Source organism: Novipirellula methanifontis, assembly GCF_052161655.1.
Classification (GTDB): Bacteria; Planctomycetota; Planctomycetia; order Pirellulales; family Pirellulaceae; genus Novipirellula.
In genome coordinates this window covers 10000387-10024267 of record NZ_CP197418.1, presented here as the reverse complement: position 1 = coordinate 10024267, position 23881 = coordinate 10000387, and the positions used below count along the sequence as shown (strand labels likewise).

Annotated in this window: 18 protein-coding genes; 7 read left to right on the top strand and 11 right to left on the bottom strand. The window is 54.5% G+C overall.

Features of this window, described 5'->3' with window-relative positions; genetic code table 11:
* Positions 1–104 precede the first annotated feature (104 nt).
* Positions 105–806 carry a hypothetical protein gene (locus SH528x_RS35655; protein ID WP_442508171.1) on the top strand — a complete coding sequence of 234 codons (702 nt, stop codon included), beginning with the start codon at positions 105–107 and terminating at the stop codon, positions 804–806.
* Between the two features lie 123 nt (positions 807–929).
* On the opposite strand, the gene SH528x_RS35650 is transcribed toward SH528x_RS35655, so the two are convergent.
* The 4 genes from SH528x_RS35650 to SH528x_RS35635 all read right to left on the bottom strand — a co-directional run bounded on the left by SH528x_RS35650 (position 930) and on the right by SH528x_RS35635 (position 7313).
* Entirely contained in the window at positions 930–2384 is a 1455-nt protein-coding gene (locus tag SH528x_RS35650; RefSeq protein ID WP_442508170.1) for a DUF389 domain-containing protein, read from the bottom strand.
* 42 nt (positions 2385–2426) lie between these two features.
* On the bottom strand, positions 2427–3716 hold the full coding sequence (locus SH528x_RS35645) for a DUF1552 domain-containing protein (RefSeq protein WP_442508169.1): 1290 nt from the start codon (positions 3714–3716) through the stop codon (positions 2427–2429).
* A 71-nt stretch (positions 3717–3787) separates the two neighbouring features.
* Entirely contained in the window at positions 3788–6121 is a 2334-nt protein-coding gene (locus SH528x_RS35640; protein WP_442508168.1) for a DUF1592 domain-containing protein, read from the bottom strand.
* 283 nt (positions 6122–6404) lie between these two features.
* Positions 6405–7313, bottom strand: coding sequence for a cation diffusion facilitator family transporter (locus SH528x_RS35635; RefSeq protein WP_442508167.1), 909 nt, complete (start codon positions 7311–7313; stop codon positions 6405–6407).
* A 375-nt stretch (positions 7314–7688) separates the two neighbouring features.
* Between SH528x_RS35635 and SH528x_RS35630 the strand changes: the two genes are divergently transcribed.
* The 4 genes from SH528x_RS35630 to SH528x_RS35615 all read left to right on the top strand — a co-directional run bounded on the left by SH528x_RS35630 (position 7689) and on the right by SH528x_RS35615 (position 10160).
* Positions 7689–8147 (top strand): hypothetical protein, encoded by a 459-nt coding sequence (locus SH528x_RS35630; RefSeq protein ID WP_442508166.1) that lies wholly within the window; start codon positions 7689–7691, stop codon positions 8145–8147.
* A gap of 5 nt (positions 8148–8152) precedes the next feature.
* Positions 8153–8644, top strand: coding sequence for a TadE family protein (locus SH528x_RS35625; protein WP_442508165.1), 492 nt, complete (start codon positions 8153–8155; stop codon positions 8642–8644).
* 2 nt (positions 8645–8646) lie between these two features.
* Positions 8647–9693 carry a VWA domain-containing protein gene (locus SH528x_RS35620; protein ID WP_442508164.1) on the top strand — a complete coding sequence of 349 codons (1047 nt, stop codon included), beginning with the start codon at positions 8647–8649 and terminating at the stop codon, positions 9691–9693.
* Positions 9694–9758: 65 nt separating this feature from the next.
* Positions 9759–10160, top strand: a complete 402-nt coding sequence (locus SH528x_RS35615) for a TadE/TadG family type IV pilus assembly protein (protein WP_442508163.1) — start codon at positions 9759–9761, stop codon at positions 10158–10160.
* Between the two features lies 1 nt (position 10161).
* Here SH528x_RS35615 and SH528x_RS35610 read toward each other — a convergent pair whose 3' ends face one another.
* Both SH528x_RS35610 and SH528x_RS35605 read right to left on the bottom strand, forming a co-directional pair.
* Positions 10162–11463 (bottom strand): glycosyltransferase family 4 protein, encoded by a 1302-nt coding sequence (locus SH528x_RS35610; protein ID WP_442508162.1) that lies wholly within the window; start codon positions 11461–11463, stop codon positions 10162–10164.
* 154 nt (positions 11464–11617) lie between these two features.
* Positions 11618–11953, bottom strand: coding sequence for a DUF721 domain-containing protein (locus SH528x_RS35605; protein WP_442508161.1), 336 nt, complete (start codon positions 11951–11953; stop codon positions 11618–11620).
* A 334-nt stretch (positions 11954–12287) separates the two neighbouring features.
* Between SH528x_RS35605 and SH528x_RS35600 the strand changes: the two genes are divergently transcribed.
* Both SH528x_RS35600 and SH528x_RS35595 read left to right on the top strand, forming a co-directional pair.
* Positions 12288–12809 (top strand): ATP-dependent zinc protease family protein, encoded by a 522-nt coding sequence (locus tag SH528x_RS35600; protein WP_442508160.1) that lies wholly within the window; start codon positions 12288–12290, stop codon positions 12807–12809.
* A gap of 69 nt (positions 12810–12878) precedes the next feature.
* Positions 12879–14105: a RimK family alpha-L-glutamate ligase gene (locus SH528x_RS35595; protein ID WP_442508159.1), complete on the top strand. Its 1227-nt coding sequence runs from the start codon at positions 12879–12881 to the stop codon at positions 14103–14105.
* Between the two features lie 11 nt (positions 14106–14116).
* Here SH528x_RS35595 and SH528x_RS35590 read toward each other — a convergent pair whose 3' ends face one another.
* The 5 genes from SH528x_RS35590 to SH528x_RS35570 all read right to left on the bottom strand — a co-directional run bounded on the left by SH528x_RS35590 (position 14117) and on the right by SH528x_RS35570 (position 23868).
* On the bottom strand, positions 14117–15022 hold the full coding sequence (locus SH528x_RS35590; protein ID WP_442508158.1) for a transglutaminase family protein: 906 nt from the start codon (positions 15020–15022) through the stop codon (positions 14117–14119).
* Positions 15023–15101: 79 nt separating this feature from the next.
* On the bottom strand, positions 15102–17660 hold the full coding sequence (locus tag SH528x_RS35585) for a circularly permuted type 2 ATP-grasp protein (protein ID WP_442508157.1): 2559 nt from the start codon (positions 17658–17660) through the stop codon (positions 15102–15104).
* Positions 17661–17938: 278 nt separating this feature from the next.
* Positions 17939–21274 (bottom strand): transglutaminase family protein, encoded by a 3336-nt coding sequence (locus SH528x_RS35580; RefSeq protein ID WP_442508156.1) that lies wholly within the window; start codon positions 21272–21274, stop codon positions 17939–17941.
* Positions 21271–22221, bottom strand: coding sequence for an alpha-E domain-containing protein (locus SH528x_RS35575; RefSeq protein ID WP_442508155.1), 951 nt, complete (start codon positions 22219–22221; stop codon positions 21271–21273). The genes SH528x_RS35580 and SH528x_RS35575 overlap by 4 nt, the downstream gene beginning before the upstream one ends.
* A 132-nt stretch (positions 22222–22353) precedes the next feature.
* Complete coding sequence (locus SH528x_RS35570; protein ID WP_442508154.1) at positions 22354–23868, bottom strand: circularly permuted type 2 ATP-grasp protein; 1515 nt, start codon at positions 23866–23868, stop codon at positions 22354–22356.
* Positions 23869–23881: the final 13 nt, after the last annotated feature.

Here is a 23881-nt window from a genome sequence, read left to right as displayed (position 1 = left end):
GATCTGCACCTCCGTCTGGATGCCGCTGCTGTGAAAAAAATCGCCGCGGGGCGAGTGCTGACGGGTCGTTTGCGGAAGTTCCCCATTTGAGAGTGAAGTTTGGAATGAAACGAATACTTGCGATTGCTGGATTCCTCTCCATCGCTCTGATGGGAATTTTGTGCCCTGATGCCGAGGCCCAGTATCCCGGTGTGTATGGACACCATGATTATGGGCGCGGGTACGATTCGTACGGGCACACTCGGTATGATGGGCACGGGGATCATGCATATGGTCACTACGGCTATGGTCACTACGACGACCGGCACGCTGGGCACGAGCATTACGGATATGTGGACGCACGCGCTGGCTACGGGCGTGATGGCCACAGTCGGTTCGGATACGAAGTCCCTCATCACGCCGATGTCATGCATGACAATCATGCATATGATCACGGGCACTCTGCTTGCCCCTTTGCCTTAAGTGCCCCTCACCCCGGTGCAACATTCTGGCAGCATGGCGATCACTCACATGGGAACTCCTTTGCGGATCCGCGCGGTCATGCAGACGGGATGCAGCGAAGGAGCAACCCCGATTTTGCAGTTCCCAATCGGCCGTCACAAAATCGAGACAACGCGTATATTCCGCAGCCTTCGCTGTCGCAGAACGCTCCCGCCGCACGCGGCAATGCGTCGGACGCGATCGTGATGGACGGGCCGCCTCCCTCGCTCGAAGGAATCACGCCAAGTTCAAGCGGAGAGTCGTCTCCGTCGCATGATCATGCGGGTCACGACCATGATCACGCCGGCCATGACCATGCTCACTAAGCAGTTGCGTTTCGTAGCTATGCTCGCCAGAGCGTGGATTGTTCGCGTCCAATGCGAATCACCACCTTCTGGCGAAGGTCGCTACTAGAAAATCGTTCATGGCGTTAGGCATCACGGGTGGGCTTAGTGGCCGAGCGTCCAGACCAGGGCCAACAGCATCAGCGTGAACAATAGGATCGTCATTCGTCCGGCCCATCGCTGGCCAATCGTGAACGCGCGGTCCACTCGCATGCCACGCGCGTACAGCACAAACGACGATCCAATCATGATCGTCAACACGTTCACCGAAACCAGCAACACTGGGCCAAAGATCGGTGTCCCCTGGCCGCTATGCCAAATTGGGCTATCGGCCCCTTGGGTCATGCGAAAAGCAAGCTGCAGTCCGGCTGTCGAAATCGGCGGCACTAATGCTGCCGCGATCGCGGCGCCGGCCAGTGCGGAGGAAAGATGACTGCGAGTCCGCGCGTACGAGGCCGCCATTCCGCCGACCAGCCCCACACAAAAATCTAAAGCCGACGGTTTGCAGCGAGCCCACATCTCGGGCGTAATCTCAGGCTCTTGCAATAGTACGACAAGACAACCAAACAGAAAACTGGACATCAACGCGCCAACAAACCCGATCACAATCGCATTGGATGCCGACTGGAAAAGCGGTCGGTTGCCGTGAGTGAGTGCCAACCCAGCGCCCATAATCGGGGTCATCAACGGGGCAATCAACATCGCTCCGATAATCACCGCCGCTGAATCTTGCAGCAACCCAAAGGCGGCTAGCATGGCGGATGCCGAGATCAAACCCAAAAACTCCCAGCTCGGCTGCGAGCCTTCGGTTAACGACTGCGATAACTCAACACGTTGCTCTCGCGTCACCGGTTCGGCAACATGGGTGGCCCAGTACCGCAAACGCGAAGCAAGCGATTGGGTAAACGTTTCGCCTTTGCTGATCAAGGCAATCGACGCCTTGGTCGATTCCTTCAGCAGCGCACGAGCAGCGGCGTACCGTGCTTCCTCACCCGGCGTCCGGCCGTAGACGATCCAGACGACATCCCCTGGTTCGCAGCGTTCGGTTTCCAATCGAACGCCTTCCTGTTCCAGCCATTTTGGGTCGTCGGAATCGCTCGGGGGACCGTTTTCCAACAGCGGAGAATGGGCGGGATGCCCAAGCAGTCGCTTCGAGATCCGCTGCGTTTCCGCTTGCGTTTGGACATCAAAATCAAAGACATGCGATGACGACGTTGGCGGTGCCGCGTTGGCGCGAAGCCACAGCGTCTTGACCGGCGAACGCTCGAAGAGGGATCGCTGCAGTTGTTCATTATGTGCTTCTTTGACAATCAGCACCAACGACGACTTTTTGACTCGGATATGATTCAGGACCGAATCGATATCTTCGTCGACCAATTCAATTGTCTTGATCGACGACGACGCCTGCAGCGCTTTGCGAGCCTGTTCGGCAAGTGCATTCCGGTCCTGGCCCAGCACGACCACGACGATTTCGGCATCGATTGAATCGGCAATCGTCTCGGCCCAAGGAGTCCCCTCGGTCAACTGACGCTGCGAACTCACGAAGAAATAGAGCGACATGTTGACGGGGCGGCTTACTTGGGAACGATGTGAGTCTCGTGGTTAGCTGGACAGCCCGTTCATCGTTCCGGTACTCGAAGCAAATTGGTCGATTTCCATACCGAGATTTTGCAACATCGAAACGAACAGGTTTGGCAAAGGGTAATTGTTCTTGCGATCAAACGCGAGGTGTTGTCCATGGCGAAAACCACCGCCCGCCAGTAGCACGGGCATATTGCGATTGTCGTGATTGGACGCGTTGCCCAGGTTGCTGGTCAAAAAGACCGTGGTGAGATCCAGCAGCGACGTGCCTGAATCATCCGTCTCTTTCAGGTCTCGCAAGAACTGGCCCCATTGAGCCACAAACGCTTCTTCGACGATCGCGAGTTGCGACAACTTGTCTTCGTCTTGTCCATGATGGCTTAGTGAGTGATAGCCTTCATCCACACCTTCGATCGGAAGAACGCCACCACCGCCAGGGATATGAAACGAAATGTAGCGAGTCGAATCGGTTTGCAGAGCGAGCTTGATCACTTCGCACATCGTTTTTTGGCGAGCGATCAAATCGTTTGGGTTGCCCACGTCGACCGGTTTCTTGGCATCGACGACTGGCTTGGGCAGGTTGGCCCATCGCTCCGATAACTCCATCCGTTTTTCGAGTTGCCGGACGCTGGTAAAATAGGCGTCCAAACGATTGCGGTCACCCGTGCCGAGTTGCCGCTCGAGTGATTTCGCATCCTCGCCGACAAGATCCATGATGCTGCGGCCTTCGCGAACACGTTGGGCTTGAATCTTTCGCTGCTGCGGTGGATCGTTGATGAACAACTTGGCGAATAAACGCGATGGCGACGATTCCGGTGGGATCATCGATCCATTTTCGGTGTAGGACGGACTGGTCGATCCACCGTTGCTAAGCACGAGTGATGGAAATCGAGTGGCATCGCCAAAGTGTTTTGAGAGTAATTGATCAATCGAAATCGAGTTCTTTGCCTTGCCTGCGGTACCCATCGGCGTGGCCGTCAAAATGCTCGCTTCGGCGCGGTGCCCTCCTTTGACTCCGGGGTGTGACGTCCCCGAGACCACGGTCACCTGGTCTCGCAGGTCCTGCAACGCGCGAAGATAAGGTGTCGCTTGATAGTCGCGTCCCCCGGTCTCGGGAAACAAGTTGTCGGCGACCAACCCAAGTCCAAGCGTCATCGTGACAAGTCGCTTCGGTTTGCTTTCGCTGCGGTCATTGGCAAACGTCGGCTGCATCGCAGTTAACCATGGCAACCCCATCGAGATCCCTGCGCCACGTAACACGGTGCGACGGTTCAGGCGAGATTTGAGATTGAAGTAAATTGTTTTCTTCATGGTTTGTCTGTTCGTTAAGAACCAATATCAATAATTGAATGGTAAGTGATCGGACGGTAACGCAATGCCATCTACTTTGACAAAAAGATCGGACTTAAAACCACCTCGTTCAGCAGCGATCGCATTCCGAACTGGTCGTCGGATGTGGAATCGGCAATCTGCTCAACGACATGCCGGTCCGCGAACGCGATCGGGGCTCCGGTGCCGTACACCAGCAGCTTTTCAGCAAAGTTACGAGCCAGCATTTTTTGTTCATTCGAAATCAGTTCACGGAACTGGTTGAATCCAGCGAACGGACGACCATCGGCCAATTGGTAACTAGGGTCTACTTTGGGACCTTTGCGATTGCCCTTTCCTGAGATCGCATAGTGATCTCGCCATTGGCCAGCCGCATCAAAGCTCTCCAGTGCAAAACCGGGCGGGTCGATCTTAGAGTGACAGCTGGCACATTCGGTATGATTGCGGTGCAGTTCCAATTGGTCACGAATCGTTTTCGCGCCACGGATGTCGGGCTCAATCGCGGGAACACTTTCAGGCGGCGGAGGAATAGGTTGTCCCAAAATTCGATCGCACACCCAAACGCCTCGCAGTACCGGCGACGTAGTCGTGCCATTTGCTGTGACTTTCAAAATGGAACCTTGGGCGAGCAATCCCCCACGCGACGAACCTTTGTCAAGTTTGACGCGTTGCATCGCATCCCCTTCGATCCCGTCAATGCCGTAAAACCGTGCCAAGCGACTGTTCACAAACGTAAAGTCCGAGCGGACGAGTTGATCAACGCTGGCGTTCTGGCTGAGCAGCGTCTCGATGTAGCGATGTGTTTCGGCCAACATCGCGTTCTCGACCACGGAATCGAAGCGGGGGTACAGTTTTGGATCGGGTTCCGTAAAGTTGATGTCAACTAAATCGAGCCACTGGGACGTAAAGTCAGCAACAAATTGGTGTTGTCCCTTTCCATCCAACAATCGATCGATTTGAGAAACGAGCACCTTGGGATCACGAAGTTGTTTTTGTTGGGCCAGCTTGAACAGCTCGGCGTCGGGCATCGACCCCGTCAAGAAGTAGCTCAGTCTCGACGCAATCGCAAAATCATCTAGCGGAGCCCGTGACGACTTGCTGCTTGCCGATTCGGTTGACGTCGGTTCCACAAAGTACATGAAGCGAGCCGAGCACAGCAGTGCACGATAGCTTGCCCGCAAAGCTTCAAGCGGATCGCCGCTGTCCTGGAGTGCTTGCGATAGAATGTCGGTGTAGGGCTGCAATTCCGACTTGGATACCGGACGCCGAAACGCACGGTGAGCAAAGCGATTCAATTGGGCATGCAGGTCTGCTTCACTAACATCCTTGTCTAACTCGAAGCGATTCGACTTGTTCTGTTTGCGAAGCTTTAGGTTTCCGAACAATTGAGTACGAACCGCTTGCGTGTCTCCGCCTGGATGAATCTCTTCAATCTCCATTTGGTGTAATGCCACCCCGGGAAGATTCTGAGGTGTCCCTTCACCGGCGCCGACTTGGCCTCCCGCGAATCGGCCTTGCTTCAATGTTTCATCGCCGGGGCAGATCTCAAACATCTGTCCTTTGGGAATCCACGCCTCGAACGTTCGTTCGGTGGGTTCATTTGTCGCCTCGAATGATCCAACCCAAGACATCAGCGGAGCTCCCGATGTACAAAAGCCAGTACGCACGGTGCACCAAACGCCATGATCCTTTGGTTTGTTCATTGCGGATGCGGTCACGGTCATCCGGTACCAACCATCTTTCGGTACCGTCGTGGTCTGGATGCGGCCGTAGAATATCAGCCGGGATGCCCAAACCACGGCCTTGCCATCGAGCATCTCGGGCTCGCGACATCGCCGCTTGGGATTCGTACGTGCAATCTGCTTTGCATTTAACGATTTCGAATAAGGGGACGTCTGAACCAAGGCACGGTCGAAGGCTTCGTCCAGCGCAGCGTCGATGATTTTCAGATGTGATTCAATTTGAAAGTGTGACATCGCTTGGGCAGAGGCAATATTGGTGAACCCATCGACGCGAGGGTCGTCGGGCGCCAGTGACGCAAGCGGGATATCGATCGAGAGCAAATCGTGCAGAGTTCGTTCAAGTTGTAACGTGGTCAATCGACGTGCTCGCACTCGCCCGACTTCCGCAAACTCGGCTAGCTGAGTCGTGGTGATCCACTGGGAAGTCGCGTCGAGAAATCGCTTGCGATCTTTGGGGTCCAATTCCTCGGCGTCGCGGGGCGGCATCTCTCCCTGTTCGACTCGGTCAAAAACGCGTTGCCACGTGGCGAGCGTTTTGGGGTCGGCTAGATCGGAATCCAACACGCTTGCATCGAATCCGCCTTCGCCCGATTCGTCGGCGTGGCAATCGATGCACGAATTTTCGAGCAATTGGGTGGCTGCCACCGGGATCCTCGACTTCACAGGACCGTTTTCAGCGCTCACAAAAAGAGGTGTAAGGGCGATCAGCAGCGCAAGCGTTCGGGTGAAGATGCACGGGGTCAAAGGGTTCGGCATTGCGGGGGGCAACAGGGTAGGGTGACATCCGCCGCAGCGATTGCCGGGCGTTGGGGAGGGAGGGGGAGGCGGGGTTCACGCTATTTTAATCACCACGTCCAGGATTGTGCGAGTCCTTTTCGCCTGAGATATTGCCGCTTTGCTTGCAAATCGCCGCGCTTTACGCGTTATTTCATAGCGATCCGATCTCCGCTTGACGGCAATTCGCAGCATCGACACTTGATTCAATTTGAACTGTGGCATGGCTGATTTGGAATTCGTGATCCAAGTCGTGCGAGATCTTTTTCAGCAGGGCATCGTTGTTTTCGAGCTGTGGCTTGACGAGATGAGCCGTCAATGCGATTTCAGTCGTGCTCATGGCCCAGACATGCAAATCGTGGATCGCCGTCACCCCGGGCAGGTTCAGCAGATACGTGGTGACATCATCAATGTCAATTTTCTTGGGCACCGCTTGAAGGGCGTAGTTCATCGATTCGCGAAGCAGGTCGGTCGTGGCAAAGAAGATCACCACGGCGATCAACAAACTGGTTGCAGGGTCGATCCAGTTCCACTGGGTATACAGAATCAGGACTCCTGCGATCGCGACCCCCAGCGACAACAACGCGTCGGCGGCCATGTGCAGAAACGCACCGCGGATATTTAAATCGCCGTGCCGACCTTTCATAAACAGCAGCGCCGTGATCGTGTTAATCACCACCCCAATTAACGCCACGATGATCACCGTGGGCGCGGCGACCTCGGAGGGTTCTTGGAACCGGTGGATTGCTTCCCAAGCGATTCCGCCAATCGCGACCAACAGGATCAAAGCATTAAATAACGCCGCCAAAATGGTCGTGCTCCGCCACCCGTAGGTGCGTTTGTTGCACGGCGGCACCTTGGCCAACGCGTACCCACCCCAGGCAATCAGCAGACCCAATACGTCCGAAAGGTTGTGTCCGGCATCGGCCAACAGCGCGAGCGAGTGGCTGTAGAAACCGTACCCCGCCTCAATCACGACAAACACCACATTCAATGCCACGCCGATGGCAAACGCGGATCCGTAATTCTGGTTCTCGGTGTGATGGTGGGCGCACTGATGCATCGTTAGTCCTTAACACGGGTGATCACGCGAACGATGAAGGGCTCGTTACGACATTTATAGGCAAGCGGGCAAATTTTGTTAGCCGTGGGGCACAAGTCCTCTGGTATTTCACTTCGCTATTTTAGCCAAGACCGGTCGAGGCCTCACGCCGCGCCGATACGAAATTCGATCGCACCGGGCAGCCTCTTCAGCTCACGCGAGGGGCACCAAGGCGGGATTATCGATTCAATCGCTGCCATCCGCAATTCAATACGGTGGGGGGAGACAAGTTTCGGCAGCCCCGAATCGATTCGCTCAACTCTGACCTACGGTTCCCTATGAGAGCCGATTGACTCTTAGCGAGTCATTTCACAAACCTTTGCCGCAGACGAGATCATGTCCCAAACCAAATCACGCCGTAGCCGTACGCTTGTTGATAAAGAAGTCCAAGGTGGACTGCTTCGCAAGATCGCGATTCACTGGATCGTTTTCTTCGTTTGCAATGCGATCGCATTGACCATCTGGATTCGGTTGTTCGAGCAGCCCGACGCCAATTGGGGGCAAACGTTCGCTGACACGATGCGACGCTTCATGCCGTTCTTCGTGATCACAATGGCCCTTATCCCCGCCTTTGTTTGGGATACGTTGAAGCTCACCAACCGTTTTGCTGGCCCGATTTTGCGATTGCGAAGTGCGTTAGCCGACGCTCGCTCGGGCCGTGCCGTGACTCCACTGCACTTCCGCAACGACGACTTTTGGCAAAATATTGCTGCGGACTTTAACGCTGTTATCGAGCGTGTGAATCCCGTCACGCCAACGGTCACGCCTTCCTCGGCCACTGACACCGAGGTTTAAAATCCATGACAACAACAATCCAAAGTCACGTTCCTGAATTCGATCCGCCACGTACCAGGGGGATCGAGGTACTCGTTCACACGAGTTCTAGGGGAAATCACAACGGTGTCCGTCGACGATCTCGCCGAGCCGTCGCGGCAGCCGAGTTCGCCGTGTGTTTGCCGATACTGGTACTGCTGGTATTTGGTTCGATCGAAGCAAGCAGCTTCATTTTCCTAAAACAAGCACTCAGCGTTGCAGCCTACGAGGGGGCACGTGAAGCGGCCTTGAGCAATTCAACGGCCACCGCCGCCGAAAATCGTGCCACCAATATCCTCACCGCACGAAACGTGCGTGGTTTCGCTGTTCGGTTTCCTGATCGCAATCCGGAGAACGCGAAACGAGGCGAGGAGGTTGCGGTTGAAATCGTCGCGCCTACGCAACCGAACAGCCCACTAGCCGGCCAGTTCATTTCCAATCGAGACTTAATTGCACGCGTCGTGATGTTGAAAGAATAATAATGATGAACCATTCAACCCCTCAATTTTGTTTGCCGCGAACTGCTTCGCGGCGTCGTGGTGCAATGCTGGTTTTGATCGTGATTATGATGGTCGCGTTCATGATGGCAGTGACCTTCTCGGTCGATATCGCTCAGATGCATCTAGCGAGAACCGAACTCCGCAGTGCAACCGATGCGGCAGCCAAGGCTGCAGCGCTCGAATTGTCGCAATCGTTTAACGAAGGACTCGCCATTCGTCGAGGCCAACAGGTCGCACTTCGCAACACTGTTAACGGCGAACCGTTGATCGTGGACGCGAGTGATTTTTCGTTCGGAGCGAGTCGTGAAGCAGCGTCGGGTAAATTTGAGTTTACTCCCAACCAAAGCCCCATTAATAGCGTTAAGGTCAACGGCAAACGGACACATGATTCAACCGCGGGTGCGGTTCCAATGTTCTTTGGCAACATGGTTGGGTTTGAGTTTTTTGAGCCTCAAGCGTTATCAACAGCTACCTATATCGAACGCGACGTGGTGCTTGTGGTTGACCGCAGTGGTTCGATGGCCGGACAAAAGATAGATGATCTGCGAGACGCTATTAATATTTTTACCAGTACCCTCGATGGTACACCCGTCCAAGAACAAGTCGGCTTAGCGTCATATAACGACCAAGCCCGAGAAGACGTGCAATTGAGTGACGATTTGAATCTGATCACTCGTGCGATGGCCGCGATGCCGGTCGGCGGATTCACCAGTATCTCGCGAGGCATGGATGCGGGTCACAAAATCATGAACCGCAGTCGTGACGCGAAATTTGTTGAAAAAACGATGATTGTCATGACGGATGGTAAGCACAATCGTGGGCGTGAGCCGCGTGAATCGGCTGACGAAATTGCTCGCGATGGGATCACGATTCACACCATCACTTTTGGTGCCGGAGCCGATGTTACTCGAATGCGAGAGGTGGCGACGATCGGTAACGGGAAATCATTTCATGCTGTCAGCGGTGAAGATTTGCGACGTATCTATCGCGAAATCGCCCTCACTCTGTCCACCATGATGACCGAATAGATTTTGAGCCGCCCAGCGGATCTAAACCTCACACCTCACCCAAAACTGTTTTGGCAATAAAGCCCATGACCAAAGTAAGACAACGACGCCAACGACGAGGTGCAGCCTTGGTTGAATTTGCGATCGTCGTTCCGATCCTATTCCTGTTTTTCTTTGCGGCCTTCGAGTTTTGTCGGGCTGCAATGATTCGTCATACCGCGGATAACGCAGTTTACGAAGCTGCGCGGACAGGCATGCTGCCTGGAGCCACCGCCGAGGAAACCGAAGCAAAAGCGTTCGACATTCTCAATTCACTAGGGCTTTCCAACGTCCGCATACAGGTGACGCCTAAAAAGATCAAACGCGATACACGCGAAGTGACCGTGCGAGTGGAAGTGCCGATGGAGGGCAACAGCTTTGTCCCGATCAAGTACGTCAAAGGCGAGATCACTCGCGAATTGACCATGCGTCGTGAAGGCATGAAGTAGTTCACGAAGCGGACGTTAATTCGGTAAACAGTGCCGCCAACCGCTGGGCCGTGATTTCAATCGAATGTTTCTCAACCACATTCGCTAGCCCCGATGTGACCAATTGCTGACGATGCGAATGGTCTTTAGCCAACAGATCGATGCCGCCGATCAAGGCACTATGGTCGTTGGCGGGGACCACGATGCCACCACCAGTCGAACCAATCAGTTCGCCGAACGCGCCATGATCGGGCAGCACCACAGGCACTCCCGATGCGATTGCCTCGAGTGCAAACAGCCCTTTGGGGTCTTCGTATTCCGTTGGCACACACAACAAATCGAGCGTTCGCAAAAATTCGACTTTCTGCGACAACGTGGGACTGCCGTGATAGGTGAACCGCTCGCTCAAATTCGCCTTGTCTATTCTTTGGCGAAGCGATTCAAGGTAGGCGTGATTGTTCTCGCCTAACCAACCGGCGACTTCGAGGGTCAGACGGGAATGAGATTGCTGCGTCGCCAGTTCGATAAACGCGTCCACGAGTCGGTGAAGTCCTTTCTCGGGTGCGACCCGCGCCATGTAGCCCAAGCGAAACGTCTCCGGCTTGGACGCTGATGTTGGCCGTGGCGAAAAGTGCTGAAGGTCAATCGAAAGCGGAATCGTCGTCAATTTTGATTGCGGAATCTCGAGCAGCGATCCCATCTTGTCCGCATAAAAACGACTGTTAACCACAAACCGATCGACCAATCCCACGAGTTTGCGGCACAGTTCAATTGCCTCGTCTCGCGCCGCATCCGGCAAGTGGTCCAAGAAAATGTCATCGCCTTGCAGCAACACCACGATCTTGGTGTTCGGCAATCGTTTGCGAATTGTCGGTAACGCTCCACCGATCAACAGATTGCTGAGTACAAGGACATCGGGGTGCATCTGCGTGACGAGCCAATCGGTCAATCGCCCAACCTCTTCGGCTTGCCGCCCCTCGGTCCCTTTGAGCATCGAAATCGCAAGCGCGCCAAGTTTGGCGGCATCGGTGGACATTGCTCGGCTTGTCGCCATCCGGATCAACGGCGGCCAATCCAAAAAACGCCGTAGCGATTGAGGCACAAACCGGATCCACGGCATCTGTTGAAGCAGATAGATGTGAATGCCACCAAAGAAAACCTCTTCCTCAGCGATGCTGGTTTCATCGGTGCGAATCGGTGTGTAAATCGGCTGCAAAACGCAGTCGATCCCGGACGCTTGCAGCACCCGAGCGGTGGCGTTGTCGTGCATGCAACTACCGCAGTACATGCCAGCGGCACCCGCGGTTAAGAAAACCACTTTCATCGTGACACGATACTCCCGCGAACTTGGCGGGCCGAACGGTGACAGACGCGAGATCGAAGCATGTGGCTCAGGAAGATTGGGTGAGTTTTGCGTTGGCGGATTGTCGCTGATTGCTCCGCGATCAGAACGATGGATCGCGGAGTGATCAACGACATTAATTCGCTTGGATGCGAAACTTCAGTCCGGTGACATTGGATTGAGGATGCTGTTTTTGTAGTTTTTTGAGGATCGTTCGCTTTTGAAAGTTCAGTTCTTGAAGGGTGACCGAGTCCGAGGCATAGATCTCCAGCACGCCTCGCTTCAAATTGCCGATCCGCACACTTGATCTTATCTGTTCGTCAATCAGAGCGATCACGGCGTCATGGATTTCGTTGACCACTGCAACTTGCGCATAGCCACGTCGCGAGATCAATTGGTTTACCAGGGAACCAATTTTTCGCACGCGTGGTTTTTCTTCCGGGGCGGAAGAGTTCGCCTTGGAAGATTTCATCTTAGTTCGAGTAGGCTTTTTCCGAGGCAATCCGTCGGACAATTTTATCATTCCTATGCAGCGAGATTTTCGGGGAGGTGCTGGCATTCTAAGCATGGCAGTCTAACCGTCACTTCGTGACTGATCCACTGGACGAAAAAGTACTCCGAATCGCCATCAGTGACGGCCGTTCCGATGCGGGAATATCCCGCGTATTCGATTTGAGGAAGTTTGCCGTCTAGACATCGCGATGCCAGGACGGTTAACTTCTGGATATTCGAGAGTTTCTGACTTCCGGCGCTGTTCCGAAGACCGCTAAAACCACGTCCGCCATGGCGAATCGGGATCGATAGTTTTGACATTTCCGACAGAATCAGACGACGTTTTCGACAACCAAGATGCTCCGCCCGACCCCAACGCCTCTAAAGACCAGTGGATTATCGGGTGGCGTGAATGGGTTTCCTTGCCGAGTTTAGGGATACGCCACATCAAGGCGAAAATCGACACCGGTGCAAGATCGTCAAGTTTGCATGCTTTGAATATCGAAACATTTGATGCGGGTGGCGTCGATATGGTTCGATTTGATGTTCAACCGCACCAACGTTCAGACGCCAAAACGATCGTTTGCGAAGCTCCCGTTCACGATATTCGCAGCGTCCGTAGCTCAAGTGGGCAAGCCGCTAAACGTATCTTTATTTTGACCGAAGTCCACTGGCTCGATACCACGTGGCAAGTCGAGCTGACGCTTGCCAACCGCAACAAAATGGGGTTCCGCATGTTGATGGGACGCGAAGCCATTCGCGGACGTATGCTTGTGGATCCTGGCCAATCTTACTTTGGCGGACGCCCCAAAAAGAAGAAAAGAAAACACTGGTGAATCGTCACCAGCGATCCTGGAACGCCAAATAACCTAGCCCTCTAAAATTTTTTGTCTTGAGACCATTCCATGAAGTTGGCGATCCTTTCGTGCAGCCCGAACTGCTACAGCACGCGACGACTAAAAGAGGCGGCACTGTCGCGCGGCCACGAAGCCAAGGTGCTCAATACGCTTCGCTTTTCGATCGACCTAAAGCAGGGCGAACCCGATCTGTATTTCCGCTCCAAGCTGCTCAGTGACTACGACGCGGTCATTCCACGGATCGGTTCGTCGATCTCGTTTTATGGCACCGCCGTGGTTCGCCAATTTGAGCAAATGGATGTTTTCACAACCAATAGCTCCGCTGGGATCACCAACGCACGCGACAAACTTCGTTGCTTGCAAATCCTAAGTCGCCATCATATCGGAATCCCTGAAACGGCATTCGTTCGCGAAAAACGAGACGTGTTGCCAGCGATCGAGCGAGTCGGAGGCGTGCCGATTATCATCAAGTTGCTCGAAGGCACGCAAGGCGTCGGCGTCATTCTAGCCGAGTCGGTCAAGACGGCCGAAGCGATCATCGAAACGCTGCAAAGCACACGGCAAAACGTGCTTGTACAAAAGTTTGTTAAGGAAAGTCGCGGCCGTGATATTCGCGCGTTTGTCGTCGGCGACCGTGTCGTTGCTGCAATGCGGCGTGTGGCTCAGGGACAAGAGTTTCGTAGCAATGTGCATCGCGGCGGCCGTACTGAACTTGTCGAGCTCGACGATACGTATTGCGAAACCGCAGTCCGCTGTGCCCAAATGATGGGCCTTCGCGTTGCCGGTGTCGATATGCTCGAAGGCAGCGACGGGCCCCAAGTGATGGAGGTCAATTCGTCGCCTGGTTTGGAAGGCATCGAATCGTGCACCCAGCTTGATATCGCAGGCGCCATTATCGACTACGTTTCGGCGCAAGTTGACTTTGCCGAAATCGACGTTCGCCAACGCTTGACCGTCAGCCGAGGCTACGGAGTGACTGAAATTCATGTCCCCGAAGGCTCGGAATTCTGCGGTAAAACGATCGACCAATCGGGACTTCCCGAGCAGGACATCAACGTGTTGACGCTCTACCGCGGCGCCAGTGTGATCCCGAATCCTCGGCTAAAGCGAACGCTCGAGCCGGGCGACCGCTTGCTGTGCTTTGGAAAACTCGAAGCGATGCGGGCCATGATTCCCGACAAAACTCGCCGCAAGCGTCGCCCCAAAGTTAAGCAGCTTGCCACCGAAATCTCTGGTTCGTCGCCCTCGACCAACCATGACCACGATTTCCGATAGGGGCCGAAACTCTAGTCGACCGCTTGGATCGGTTCGACATCGACGCTGACCTTTAGCGAGGTTTGGCCGCCGCCTAAGATCACGCCACGCATCGGGCTGACGTCACCATAGTCGCGGCCGATGCAAATCGGGATATGATCCGTTGTGCATTCGCAAGCGTTAGTGGGGTCAAAGTCGATCCAGTCTAATTCGGGGCCACAGTAGACGCTGAGCCAGGCGTGCGATTCATCCGCACCGATCTTACGAGCCTCGCCGAGCGGCGGAATCGTTCGCAAGTAACCGCTGACGTAACGTGCCGGCAATCCAAGCGAACGCAAGCAAGCGATTTGAATATGGGCAAAGTCTTGGCAAACGCCCGCACGCAAAGCAAACGCGTCGGCCGTCGGCGTGTTGACTTCGGTGGCGCAGGTGTCGTAACGGAAATCGGCATGGATTCGCTTGGTTAAATCCAATGTCGCCTCGACAATCCCACGTCCCTCGGTGAACGAGGTGCGAGCGTAATCCGCATACTTGCTGTCTTTCTGAATACGCGGTGAATCGAAGCAGAATTCGTCGACGTAGCGGCCCGAGCGGCTCTGCCTAATCTGTCCTGACTGGCCGATGATTGTGTCCCAAGGAATCGCGTCTGGAACGCTCGAGAGTGCTGGCGGATCAACTGTAACCTCGCTGGTGGCAACGGCTGTTAACTCTTTGTGCAGCGTTTCGATGGCAAACGAGTAAACGCAGTTGCCAAAATAGTCCGTGTGCTCCGTAACCGTCTCGGGTTCGGGTGAAATCGAGATTTCCGATCGGTGACATTTCATTCCCGGTCGTGTGCTTGGCTGCATCCGCAATTGATTTTGGCAAACTGCAACCGAGTCGCTGTAGCGATAGTGGGTTCGATGCGTAATGCGATAACGAATAGATGAGTCAGACACGGTTTAAGACCATTGAGTCCGGGGCGGCACGGGGTCACTTGTTACACTGACACCTAATTATCTTTTGCAACAGGTGGCTTCAATCAATTTCAGGCACACTGACTCCGGTTAAGATTTGCGTCGTTCCGGTGTGGATTAGATAACGTGCAGCGATGGCGTCGGACAAACTCGGCAATCCACGAATCAATTGCTCGAGCAAACGTTCCAAATGCGGTCTCTTATTGTTGCTATTCAGTTCGCTCAATTGAGCAGGATCGGCCATTCGCAATGCGTGCAACATCTGGCTGGCAATCTTTTCATCCGTCCCAAGACCGACGATTTTTGCGCCGGTTGGCAACTGGTGAATCAGGGCCGTAATCTCATGCAGCTGAAAACTTAACGAGCGAGGATTGGTTTCGTCCGTGACCAACAAATCGATCGTCGGTGCAGGACGAACCAAATTCAAATAGCGTGAACGATAGGTCATCATGCTATCCAGTGCATCCAGTACACCTTCGCACACCGACGTCTCGTTGCTGACCGGATTGACCAACGTGGCGTCAAGCAGTTCCGCAGTTTGGTCTGCACGTTCGATGCGTCGCCCTAGCTGCAAAAAACGCCACGCATGTGTCCGCGTGGTGCTTTCGCTCGCGACACCAGCGAAGGCGAGTAGATCGCTAATCAATTGATTTAAACGCTCGATCACCCGGCCCATGTTGTCGCCCGGGTGCGACGGGTTTTCTTTGGTATCGCTGCCAATTCGCTGGATGATCCGATAGGCGTCGATGGAAAGCCGGTCACGCACGGACCGGGCATTCATCACGATCGAGCGAATCGTGGCCTGCAATCCGCGAGGTTGGTTCCGATCCGTGATTGAACTGGGCAGCATGTCTTCGACACGAGGCAAATTTCCATCGAGCCCCGTAACCGCGTAGCCGGGTTCGATTTGGCCGATCGCGGCAAGCGCGGCAAGCAATCGTGGGATTTCCGGCATATCACGGAGCTCGTTTTCGCCTGCAACGCGAACAAGCGTCGCCCGTAGCAATCTCGCGATCGCCTCCGCCCGTTCGGCATAACGGCCAAGCCAAAACAAGTGCTCTGCAACACGACTGGGCAACTCGTCGCCGCTTCGTTTTAGCTGAATCTTAGCATTCGCCGGTGGCAGTAATGTCGTCTCGGTGTCGATGGGCTGCGTGCTCGAAATCCAACAATCCATCGTCAAATGACCGCTGGCGTGCGATCGATCGAGCTCCTGTTCGCGAGGGCTGACTCGCGCAAGTGCCCCTGGCAAGACTTCGACTCCGTTGGCCGTTTGCAATTGGAAACAACGCAGTGCCAAGAACCACGGCTCAAGCTGATCGTTCGTCCAAACCGGCGTCGTGCTGTGAGCTAATTTTTGCTGAGCCACAAACTCGCGTGGCTTGGCCTTGATCGCCGCCACCAACTCGTCACGTGCCGAGCTTGATAACGTCGAAGGGGCAACCGGCGGTACACCCGAAACGACAAACGCGGGGCGGATGACTAACGAATCAAGATTGCTGAGTACATAATCACACTCTTTTTTGCCACCACACCAATACGTGGCCACATTCGGCAATCTCAACGGCTCGCCCATCAGCAATTGACTGGCCGCGGGCAGAAACGGCAGTAGTGCCGGCGTTTGCGCCATCACACTGCCGATCGAATTGACGACCGCAACATTTTGCTCACGAATCGACCGCATTAGTCCGGTGACCCCTTCGATCGAACCGGGATCCAGTTCCAAAGGGTCGCACTTGCGATCGGATACATGACGCCACAGTACTTCAATAGGTAACAATCCACCTAATGTTTTAAGGTTCAATTGACCTCCGCGAGCGGCGAGGTCGGTGCCTTCGACCAAGGTTAAACCGAGATAGCGAGCCAAGTAGGCGTCTTCAAACTCGCGGTAACTGTCATGGCCCGGTGTCAACAATGCCACCCGCGGGTTGTCACGCATTCGCGGAGCGAGCGAGCGAAGATGATTCCGCAGCGAATCAAAAAAGGAAGCGAGTCGCCGCGTGTTGCACTGGCGAACCACTTGCGGAAACACACGCGTGGTGACGATGCGATTTTCCAGCAAATAGCCCAATCCACTCGGCGCACGAGTGCGATCGCTCGTCACCCACCACGTACCATCGGTGGCTCGCGCAATGTCGGTAGCGGTGATGTGCAGTCGCTTGCCACCAGAGCTTGGCATCTTGTGGTACGCGCGTTGAAAATACGGATTCGCCCACAGCACATCCGGCGGAACGATTTTTTCCTTGACCAGTCGTTGCTCGCCAAGCAGATCTTCCAAAACCGCTTCCAACAGCAGCGTTCGCTGGGCGAGCCCGGCTTCGAGTTTGGTCCAGGAAGCGGAATCGATCACCAGAGGGATCGAGGACAATCGCCATGGACGCACGAGCCGACCTTCGTCGCTGTCGACATTGAACGTGGTTCCGTTTTCGTGAACCAGTTCGTCGATCGTCGCGACACGCTCATTCATCCCCTGGTTGCCAAGCGATTGCAGATAGTCGGCAACGGGCTGCCAATGGGGACGGATCTTCCCCCCTGGCGTTTTGCATTCGTCAAAACGTTCTGGTGTGGCGGCGTATTCGCCGAGCGAGGGTGTCGAGGCAACGGGCGATGTCAAAACCATCAGACTCGCAGGTGGGAGCAAGAAACAAACAGCGGCGATGGCCTTTCTGGAAAAAAGCAGGCCGCCGATAAGTTGCCAGTCTATATCAAGTGATGACTGTCGTCATTCGGTTGATTTGCAACCCAGACTTGTAAAAATCTCGCATTTTTCGGCTTCCCCATCCGAGGCCTGGGGGATTTGGCATCCAGTGACGGTGAATTAGCCTCGGCAAGTTCGACTGTCCCCTTTTCAACTCAGCCCCGCTGACTTTGGGGGCTAGGCAATATTTATGGGTTGATCTAAGCCCGGACGTGCCGTCGCAAATCGAGCGTGATTGGGTATTCGCATCGGTTCGCCAACGGAGGAAGATCCGCGATGTCAAACTTTTCACTGCTCATCGTCGAACGTTCAAATTGAGCGACACGCCGTGATTCGGCTTCGCTCGCGTTGATCGGGAACCGTTCGTGGCTGCGTCCTGCCGGGTGCACCGCGTGGTAGCGACATCCGCCAATCGATTGACGATTGCGAAGATCGACGATATCGAATTGCAGAGGCGTATGAATGCCAATCGTTGGATGCAAACACCGTGGCGGTTGCCAAGCACGGTATTTAACGCCTGCAACATATTGATTCTGGACTCCGGTCGGATGCATCGGTACACGGACTTGGTTGCAAAGCACCGCATAGCGAGCCGAGTCCATTCCGTCGACAAGAATCTCTAATCGCTCGAGCGACGAATCGACATACCGAGCCGTCCCCCCCGATCCCGGTTCTTCGCCCATTACATACCAAGGCTCGATTCCACTTCGCAGTCGCAGTTGGACTCCTTGATGGGTGACTTCACCAATCTTTGGGAAACGGAATTCGTGTTGCGGCGCGAACCATTCCGAACGCAACGTGGCTCCGCGACGATTCAGATCGTCGATCAAATCACAAAGATCTTGCCAGACGAAATGAGGCAACATAAAGCGATCGTACAGCGTGGTTTGCCATCGTGACATCGGTTCTTGATACGGTTTTTCCCAGAACACTGCGACCGCGGCACGTATCAATAACTGTTGAGCGAGATTCATCCGCGGGTTCGGCGGCATCTCGAATCCACGCAGCTCAACAAGTCCAAGTCGTCCCGTCGATGAGTCCGGCGAGTAGAGTTTGTCGATACAAATCTCGGTGCGATGAGTGTTGCCGGTCAAGTCGACCAACAGGTCGCGGAACAAACGATCGACCAACCATGGCGGTTGATTCTCGCCAAGTGTGTTGAGTTGACTGAGCGCGATCTCCATCTCGTAGACCGCATCGACGCGTGCTTCGTCCATCCGCGGCGCTTGGCTGGTCGGGCCGATAAAACGACTGCTAAACAAATACGAGAGTGCAGGATGATTGTTCCAGAACCGAATCATGCTGGCCAACAAATCGGGCCGCCGGATAAACGGACTTTCCGACGGCGTTGATCCGCCAAGCACGATGTGACTTCCACCGCCGGTACCCGTGTGACGTCCATCGAGGTCAAATTTTTCGGCGCCAAGTCGACTCTGTTTCGCTTCCTCGTACAGCGTCTCGGTTAGGTGCACCAACGAGTCCCACGAATCGGACGGCTGAGTGTTGATCTCGATCACTCCCGGATCTGGCGTGACTTTGAAATACTCGATGCGGTCGTCAGGTGGTGGCAGATAGCCTTCCAAGATCACCGGCATATCCAACTTCACACAGGTCTGTTCGATCGCCGAAACCAGGTCGAGGTAATCTTCGAGTCGCTGTGTCGGAGGCATGAAAACATGCAGTCGGCCAAAGCGACACTCCACACAAAGTGCCGTGCTAATCACATCGTCGCTGGTCGGCAGATCCTCGGGATCCTCTTCGTCGAGCGTCTGCTCGTTGACCGGAAGTGTCGCCAATTCTTCGCCACCAAGAATGACCGATTCGTTCCCTTTTCCTAACGGCGGCAGCGGTGGGTGTGCCGCGAACGGATCCGCAGGCGTCGTATGAAACACCGCGCTGGAACTTGTGCCACTGGGCAGCGATTCGAGCGGCAAGCGAAGCCCGATCGGGGAATCGCCAGGAATCAAATACAGTTTTTCAGCACGGACCGGCCATCGACCACTGATCCATCCCGGTTTGGCTTGCCACCAAGCTCGACGCAGCGGCAAAACACAGCCCACCGGCTTACTGAGCCCTTGCGTGAACGTACGCATCATCATCGCGCGTTCGTTTGGATCGTCAAGCTTCGAGTCAGTCGCGTCGACATCCACCGGCAAGCGATTCTCTCGCCACAGGTAGTGAAAGGCATCTTCGTAAACCGGGAACGACATCTTGGCGCTGATGCCCAGCTCGGACGCCAAGCTTTGCACAAATCGACTGGCGTCGTCGGCCGTCAATCCATAATCTTTGCCTTCGTCGGCAATGTATTTCGGATCATTCCAGACGGGTTGCCCATCACGACGCCACATACACGTTAATGCCCAACGTGGCAGCGATTCGCCGGGGTACCATTTGCCCTGGCCGTAGTGCAACAATCCGCCCGGAGCAAACTTGTCACGCAGTCGCAGCAGCAACACGTTGCTGAGCACCCGCTTCTCTTCGCCTACCGCGTCGGTGTTCCACTGCGGGTCTTCCATATTGTCAATGGAAACGAACGTCGGCTCGCCGCCCATCGTCAATCGCACGTCGTTCTTCTGCAAACGCTCGTCAATCTTTTGACCGCTTAGCAAAATCTCGGACCACTGTTTATCCGAGTAAGGCTTGGTGACACGAGGGTCTTCGTAGATCCGCGACACGGTCATCGTGTGCTCAAATTCGACGTCACACGCTCCATGGCCACCCGTGATCGGCGCAGCACCGGTGTACGACGGTGTACAGGCAAGCGGAATGTGCCCTTCGCCAGCGAATAGACCGCTGGTGGGGTCAAGTCCGACCCAGCCTGCGCCGGGCAAGAAGACTTCGGTCCAAGCATGCAGGTCACAAAAATCGGCGGTCGGTCCCGAAGGGCCTTCCAACGGTTTTTCGTCCGCAGTTAACTGGATCAGGTACCCCGACACGAACCGCGCGGCCAATCCGATTTGGCGAAACGTTTCAACCAGCAACCAGGCCGAGTCACGGCACGAACCGCTGCCCAATGTCAGCGTTTCTTCAGGCGTTTGCACGCCCGGTTCCATTCGCACCAAGTACTTGACTCGCTGTTGAGTCAAGCGGTTGATCTCCACTAGAAAATCATTGATCGACGTAGAGGTCTTGGGCAGCGAAGCAACCCATTTGCCGAATTTTGCGGTCGTAGCCGATTGCGTTAGATAAGGAGCCAGTTGCTGTTTGACGTCGTCGTCGTAATTAAACGGCCAATTTTCCGCATACGATTCGACAAAGAAGTCAAACGGATTGATGACCGTCATGTCGGCGGTCAAGTCGACCGTGACACAAAGTTCTTTGGTCGGTTTTTGAAAGACAAAGCGGGCAATCGGATTGGCAAACGGATCTTGTTGCCAATTGACGAAGTGATCTTCCGGTTCAACCTTCAAATTGTACGCATCAATTTTGGTTCGCCCATGATACGCCGGGCGAAGACGAACCAGTTGAGGCCCCAAATGGATCGCGCGTGAATAGAGGTAACGCGTTTGGTGATGCAGTGCGACACGAATGGTCATGGAGTCGTCGATATATTGAAATAGTCATGGTTAAGCGAGCCACCGATTTGGTTCAACTCTTGCTGCAAGTTGTCGATGAATTGATGCATCCCACCGGCCAACACCTCTTTCACATTGGTCGAGGACATCCGATGCCGCAGTGCCGCCATCTGCTTCTTTGCCGTGCCCGCCGACGCAGATTTCGAAACTTCTTGGATCGCATCCAGTGATGCATCGGCACCTGCGACGCACGACAGGATCGATCTCGGGAACGTACCGTGGAACAAGAAAAAGTTGACCACTTTCTCGATATCCATCAAGTGATGTTCGCGACGATACGTTTCAAATCCACTGATCGCCAACAGCAGCGCTGACCACTGCAAATCATCCACCGCGGTACCCACATCATCGACACGAGGCAACAAATTAAAGTATTTAACGTCCAAGATCCGTGACGTCTTGTCGGCCCGTTCCATCAGTCGGCCGAGGTTGGCAAAATGCCATCCGGTATCGTGAGCCATCGTGCTGTCGAGCACTCCAGACCAAAACAAAGCATGTTGCCGCACCACATCAAAGAACTCGGCTGTAGGATCGGTGATTGTCTCAGCAACCGAATCATTCACAAAATGGTAGAACTCGTTGATTTGCAGAAACGCCTCGGACGACAATCCTTCGCGAACACTTTTGGCGTTTTCGCGAGCACATCGCAGCGACGTCAACATCGAGCTATGGTATTCGGGATCAAACGCTAAAAACTGGACGACGTTCTGCGCGTTGGCCTCGCCATATTTCTCCGCAAACCATTCGTTATCGCCGGTGACTTGTACGAGCGGTTCCCACGGATCGACCAAATTCTCGGGTTGGTCCAGCACGATTCCAAGCGTGATCTCCAGAAACCGGGCAAGATTCTCCGCTCGTTCTACTTGGCGGCTCATCCAATAGATTGATTCAGCAACACGAGAAAGCATGGGAATTATGTGTCTGAAGAAAAAGGAAGTTGAATGAATTACGAGGGGCAGGCGTGCCAAGTGATTCGTCGGATTCTCACGCTTCGTCTTCTAATTGCGAGACGACGTAGCGATCAAAAAGCAAGGTCGCCGCTAAGTGAGTTCGTCAATGGCAACCGATTGTCCTGGATCCGCAACCACCCACGTGTCTTTGCTGCCGCCGCCTTGCGACGAATTTACAACCAGCGACCCTTTGCGTAACGCCACGCGTGTCAATCCGCCGGGCATCACCCACACGTCATCTTCGCTGTTGCAGAGAATGTAAGGACGCAAATCGACATGTCTCCCTTCCATGCCGCCATCGACTAGCGTGGGCATTCGAGACAGTTGCAAGGTCGGCTGGGCAACGAAATTACGTGGGTTTTCGCGGATTTTCTCAGCAAATTCTGCCCGCTCTTTCTTGCTCGCATGCGGCCCAATCAAAATGCCGTAGCCGCCCGATTCATTGGCTGCTTTGACGACCAGTTCATCTAGATGAGCAAGCACGTATTTGCGGTCGTCGGCTCGCGAGCAGACATACGTCGGCACATTGGCAAGAATCGCTTCCTCATTCAAGTAGTAGCGAATCATGTCGGGAACATACGCGTAGATCACCTTGTCGTCCGCGATCCCGGTTCCCGGTGCGTTGGCGAGCGCAACGTTGCCAGCGCGATACGCACTCATCAACCCCTTCACGCCGAGCATCGAATCCGGACGGAACACATCGGGATCAAGAAAGATGTCGTCAACGCGTCGGTACAGCACATCGACGCGTTGCAGTCCGTCGGTGGTCCGCATGTAAACGATGTCTTTTTCTACCACCAAGTCGCGGCCTTCGACAAGCTCGACACCCATTTGCTGGGCCAAGTAAGAATGTTCGTAATAGGCGCTGTTGAAAACTCCGGGCGTCAACACCGCCACCGTGGGATTATTGATGTCCTCGCGTGCCATGCCTCGCAACATCTGATACAAGCGAGCCGGATAGTCACGCACCGGGCGGACTCGAGATGCACCGAAAACTTGCGGAAAGTTCTTTTTCATTACGTGCCGATTTTGCAACACGTAGGAAACGCCCGAGGGACAACGCAGATTATCTTCGAGCACGTAAACCGCACCGGTATTGTCACGGACAAGGTCGGTCCCGGTGACATGACACCAAACATTGCGAGGCGGCTTCAATCCAACACATTGCGGCAAAAACGTCGGTGCCGAATCGATCAGATCGCGAGGAATGATGCCATCTTTGACGATTTGCTGCTCGTTATAGATGTCGCCGAGGAACAGATTCAGGGCTTTAATACGTTGTTTTAACCCCGCTTCAATATGATGCCACAACATCGTCGAAACGATCCGCGGCACGATATCAAAGGGCATGATCTTTTCCGTCCCCGCTGCATCGCTGTAGACGGTAAACGTGATTCCCATCTGATAGAGAGCACGTTCGATCGCCTTTTGCCGACGCAATAATTCTTCGGCAGGTAGCTTGTTGATCAGATGAATCAACAGTTCCGCATCCGGTCGGGCGACCGTTTTGTCGTCGACTAGTTCATCGAAAAAACCCTCGGTTTGATAACCGGATAATTTGGGCGGGACGATCGATTGAGTTTGGCTTTGAGATTGTGAGGCCATTTGAAAAGCAACG